Source organism: Pseudomonas sp. Sample_10 (assembly GCF_004321495.1).
In the GTDB taxonomy this organism is placed as follows: domain Bacteria; phylum Pseudomonadota; class Gammaproteobacteria; order Pseudomonadales; family Pseudomonadaceae; genus Aquipseudomonas.
In genome coordinates, this window is record NZ_RCOE01000290.1 from 1 (window position 1) to 4311 (window position 4311).

At 56.9% G+C, this 4311-nt stretch carries 4 protein-coding genes; 2 read left to right on the forward strand and 2 right to left on the reverse strand.

Annotated elements, in window-relative coordinates:
• Positions 1–91 precede the first annotated feature (91 nt).
• On the reverse strand, positions 92–1291 hold the full coding sequence (tyrS, locus tag D8U18_RS27525; RefSeq protein ID WP_130907140.1) for a tyrosine--tRNA ligase: 1200 nt from the start codon (positions 1289–1291) through the stop codon (positions 92–94).
• Positions 1292–1503: 212 nt separating this feature from the next.
• On the opposite strand from tyrS, the gene D8U18_RS27530 reads away from it, so the two are divergent.
• Both D8U18_RS27530 and D8U18_RS27535 read left to right on the forward strand, forming a co-directional pair.
• Positions 1504–2937: a peptidoglycan DD-metalloendopeptidase family protein gene (locus D8U18_RS27530; RefSeq protein WP_130905956.1), complete on the forward strand. Its 1434-nt coding sequence runs from the start codon at positions 1504–1506 to the stop codon at positions 2935–2937.
• A 3-nt stretch (positions 2938–2940) separates the two neighbouring features.
• Positions 2941–4032, forward strand: coding sequence for an anhydro-N-acetylmuramic acid kinase (locus D8U18_RS27535; RefSeq protein WP_130905957.1), 1092 nt, complete (start codon positions 2941–2943; stop codon positions 4030–4032).
• Between the two features lie 66 nt (positions 4033–4098).
• Here D8U18_RS27535 and erpA read toward each other — a convergent pair.
• A partial coding sequence (erpA, locus tag D8U18_RS27540) for an iron-sulfur cluster insertion protein ErpA (protein WP_131109148.1) occupies positions 4099–4311 on the reverse strand: 213 nt, incomplete at its 5' end.

Consider the following 4311-nt stretch of genomic DNA (forward strand, 5'->3'; position numbering starts at 1 on the left):
TTGTTTACCAAGGAGTTTTCCGTTTCGACTGCGCCGGAAGTGGGGCGAATTATAGGCTTCTAAAATTCGCCGTCAACCCCTTATTTCAGGTTTATTCGGATTTGAGCGTAATACGCGCAAATGCCTTTTTACCTGCCTGGCAAACATGGGTCGCGCCCAGTGCATAGATAAAGGTGCGATCCACGACCTCACCATCTACACGCACACCACCAGACCCAAGTAGATCTCGCGCCACGGCCGAGTTCTTCACCAGGCCAGCCTTATTAAGGACAGCTGCGATCGGCATGTCCTCTGCGGCAGTCAATTCGATCTCAGGCAGATCATCCGGCAACTCGCCATCCTTCATGCGATTCCCGGCTCCGCGGTGAGCATTGGCGGCGGCCTCTTCACCGTGAAAACGAGCAACAATCTCTTCAGCCAGCTTGATCTTGATGTCACGCGGATTAGCGCCCGCCTCGACATCAGCACGCAATGCATTGATCTCATCCATGGAACGGAAGCTCAGCAGCTCGAAATAACGCCACATCAGCGCATCCGGAATGGAAACCAGCTTGCCGTACATGACTCCCGGCGCTTCCTGGATACCGACATAGTTGCCCAAAGACTTGGACATCTTCTTCACGCCATCCAGGCCTTCGAGTAACGGCATGGTCAAAATGCATTGAGCCTCCTGACCATACCCACGCTGTAGCTCGCGCCCCATCAGCAGGTTGAATTTCTGATCAGTACCACCCAACTCGACATCCGCACGCAAGGCGACCGAGTCGTAACCCTGAACCAGCGGATACAGGAACTCGTGAATAGCGATTGGCTGATTGGTCGTGTAGCGCTTGTCGAAGTCATCGCGCTCGAGCATGCGAGCCACGGTGTACTGGGAAGTCAGGCGAATGAAATCGGCCGGCCCCATCTGGTCCATCCAGGTGGAGTTGAAGGCCACTTCAGTCTTGGCAGGATCGAGAATCTTGAATACCTGAGTCTTGTAGGTCTCAGCGTTCTCCAGAACCTGCTCACGAGTCAGCGGAGGACGCGTTGCACTCTTGCCGCTCGGATCGCCAATCATCCCGGTGAAGTCACCGATCAGGAAGATCACTTGATGCCCCAGCTCCTGGAACTGGCGCAGCTTATTAATAAGCACGGTGTGACCCAGGTGCAAATCCGGCGCGGTCGGATCGAAGCCTGCCTTAATACGAAGCGGCTGGCCGCGCTTGAGCTTTTCCACCAGCTCGGACTCGACCAACAGTTCTTCTGCACCACGTTTGATCAGCGCTAGCTGCTCTTCAACCGACTTCATAACAGACCCGCAAGGCTCAGATTCAAAGGGGAACAACCATACAAGATCGCGCACCAAATACAAGTTTTGCCCGGCGCACGGACGCCAATCCACGGACAGAACGTTCGCAGACTTGCTTCAGAGATGATTTGGTTATATTTTATACAGTTATTTCATCTTCATCATGTCATTCATCTTTTCCAATTCATCTTTTCAAAGTCAAAAAACTACTTATGACCAAAGAATCGTCTAAAGCGCCGCCGCTTTACCCGAAGACCCACCTGCTCGCTGCGAGCGGCATCGCCGCCCTTTTGAGCCTGGCGCTTCTGGTATTTCCTTCCAGTGATGTTGAAGCCAAAAAGACGACGCTGAGTCTTGAACTGGAAAGCCCTGCTGAACAACTGACACAAGATCAAGACGCTGCTGAAGCCGTTCAAGCCACAAATGAGCCGGCAGCTTCTCCTTTCGCACAGATCGAAAACAGCGTCGAAGACACACCGCAAACGGCTGAAGCCGCACCGGAACCCGCCCCTGCTGTAGCGGTCGCCGAAGAAAAGAAGGCTCCCAACCACAGGGAAGTGATCGTTTCGAAGGGCGATACGCTCTCTACACTTTTCGAGAAGGTCGGTCTTCCGGCCACTTCGGTACATGACGTGCTCGCCAGCGACAAGCAGGCCAAGCAGTTCAGCCAACTCAAGCACGGGCAAAAACTCGAATTCGAATTGAGTCCGGATGGCCAGCTGAGCAGCCTGCACAGCAAGGTAAGCGACCTTGAAACCATCACCCTGAGCAAGACTGACAAGGGCTACATGTTCAACCGGATCACCGCCAAGCCAACGGTGCGATCCGCGTATGTTCACGGCGTCATCAACAGTTCGCTTTCACAATCCGCAGCCCGTGCCGGCCTGTCCCATAGCCTTACCATGGACATGGCCAGTGTATTTGGCTACGACGTCGACTTCGCCCAGGATATTCGCCAGGGTGACGAGTTCGACGTGATTTACGAACAGAAAGTGGTCAACGGCAAAGCTGTCGGCAACGGCCCAATCCTGTCTGCACGCTTCACCAACCGCGGCAAGACCTACACCGCCGTGCGTTACACCAACAAACAAGGCAACAGCAGCTACTACACCGCCGATGGCAACAGCATGCGCAAGGCGTTCATCCGGACTCCGGTAGATTTCGCCCGCATCAGTTCGAAGTTCTCCATGGGTCGCAAACACCCGATCCTGAACAAGATCCGCGCTCACAAAGGCGTGGACTACGCAGCTCCGCGCGGTACGCCGATCAAGGCTGCGGGTGATGGCAAAGTATTGCTGGCCGGCCGCCGCGGGGGTTACGGCAACACCGTGATTCTGCAGCACGGCAACAGCTACCGCACGCTGTATGGCCACATGCAAGGCTTTGCCAAAGGCATCAAGACCGGAGGCTCAGTCAAACAGGGCCAGGTGATCGGCTACATCGGCACCACCGGCCTGTCCACCGGTCCGCATTTGCATTACGAGTTCCAGGTAAACGGCGTGCACGTCGACCCACTGGGCCAGAAAGTCGCGATGGCCGATCCGATTTCCAAAGCAGAACGCGCACGCTTCCTGGCACAGAGCCAACCGCTGATGGCGCGTATGGACCAGGAAAAAGCCACCCAGCTAGCTTCGGCGAAGCGCTGAGTCATGCCGTTTTATATAGGTGTGATGTCCGGGACCAGTCTTGATGGCCTGGACATTGCCCTGGTCGAGCAGACCTCGGCGATCAGGCTGATCGCCACCCTCTACATTCCCATGCCCGATTCCTTGCGCACAGAACTGCTTGGCCTGTGCGCCAGCGGTCCGGACGAAATTGCCCGCTCCGCCATCGCCCAGCAGAACTGGGTAAAACTCGCGGCACAGGGCATCAACGCCCTCCTCACTCAACAGCACCTTACCCGTGACGATATTCGCGCGATCGGCAGCCATGGCCAAACCATTCGCCATGAACCTGCGCGCGGTTTCACGGTGCAAATCGGTAATCCCGCGCTGCTGACCGAGCTGACAGGTATTACCGTGGTCAGCGACTTCCGCAGTCGGGATGTGGCCGCTGGCGGTCAAGGTGCTCCGCTGGTCCCAGCCTTTCATGAAGCTCTGTTCGATGCGCAGCCCGGCAACCGCGCGGTGCTCAACATCGGCGGCTTCAGCAACCTCAGCCTGATCGAACCCGGCAAGCCGGTTAGCGGCTTCGACTGCGGCCCGGGCAACGTACTGCTCGATGCCTGGATTCATCAGCAACGTGGCGACAGCTATGATCGTGACGGCCAATGGGCCGCCAGTGGCAAGGTCCAACCCACGCTGTTGAAGGCGCTGCTCAGTGATCCATTCTTCGTCACCCAAGGCCCGAAAAGCACCGGCAGGGAAGTGTTCAACCTGCCATGGTTGATGCAACACCTCGCGCACCTCCCGCCCTTCGCTGCCGAAGACGTGCAGGCAACGCTGCTTGAACTGACCGCATTGACCATCACCGAGTCATTGCAAGGCGCCCAGACAGACACACAAGAAGTGCTGGTCTGCGGCGGTGGCGCGCATAACGCCACACTGATGAGTCGTTTGGCCGGCCTGCTTCCGAAGGCGAAAGTCAGCAGTACATCAACCTATGGCGTCGATCCCGACTGGGTCGAAGCCATGGCATTTGCCTGGCTCGCTCACTGCTGCCTCGAAGGCATCGCCGCCAATCGCCCAAGTGTGACCGGCGCGCGCGGGCTACGCGTCCTTGGCGCTATCTATCCTGCATAAAGCCCGGACAGCAAAACGCCGCAGGGCCTGGCGGCCATGCGGCGTTGAGTGATGCTGGAGTGCTGATCAGATCGAGAAAGAAGAACCACAGCCACAGGTAGTGGTTGCGTTCGGGTTCTTGATAACGAAACGCGAACCTTCCAGACCTTCCTGATAATCCACCTCGGCGCCTGCCAGATACTGGAAGCTCATCGGATCGACCACCAGACTCACACCTTCGCGCTCGACGATGGTGTCGTCATCGGCCACTTCTTCATCGAAGGTGAAGCCGTACTGAAA

Coding starts and splice junctions, on each gene's coding strand:
- D8U18_RS27530 (WP_130905956.1), top strand. CDS start 1,504: ATGACCAAAGAATCGTCTAAAGCGCCGCCGCTTTACCCGAAGACCCAC.
- tyrS (WP_130907140.1), bottom strand. CDS start 1,291: ATGAAGTCGGTTGAAGAGCAGCTAGCGCTGATCAAACGTGGTGCAGAA.
- D8U18_RS27535 (WP_130905957.1), top strand. CDS start 2,941: ATGCCGTTTTATATAGGTGTGATGTCCGGGACCAGTCTTGATGGCCTG.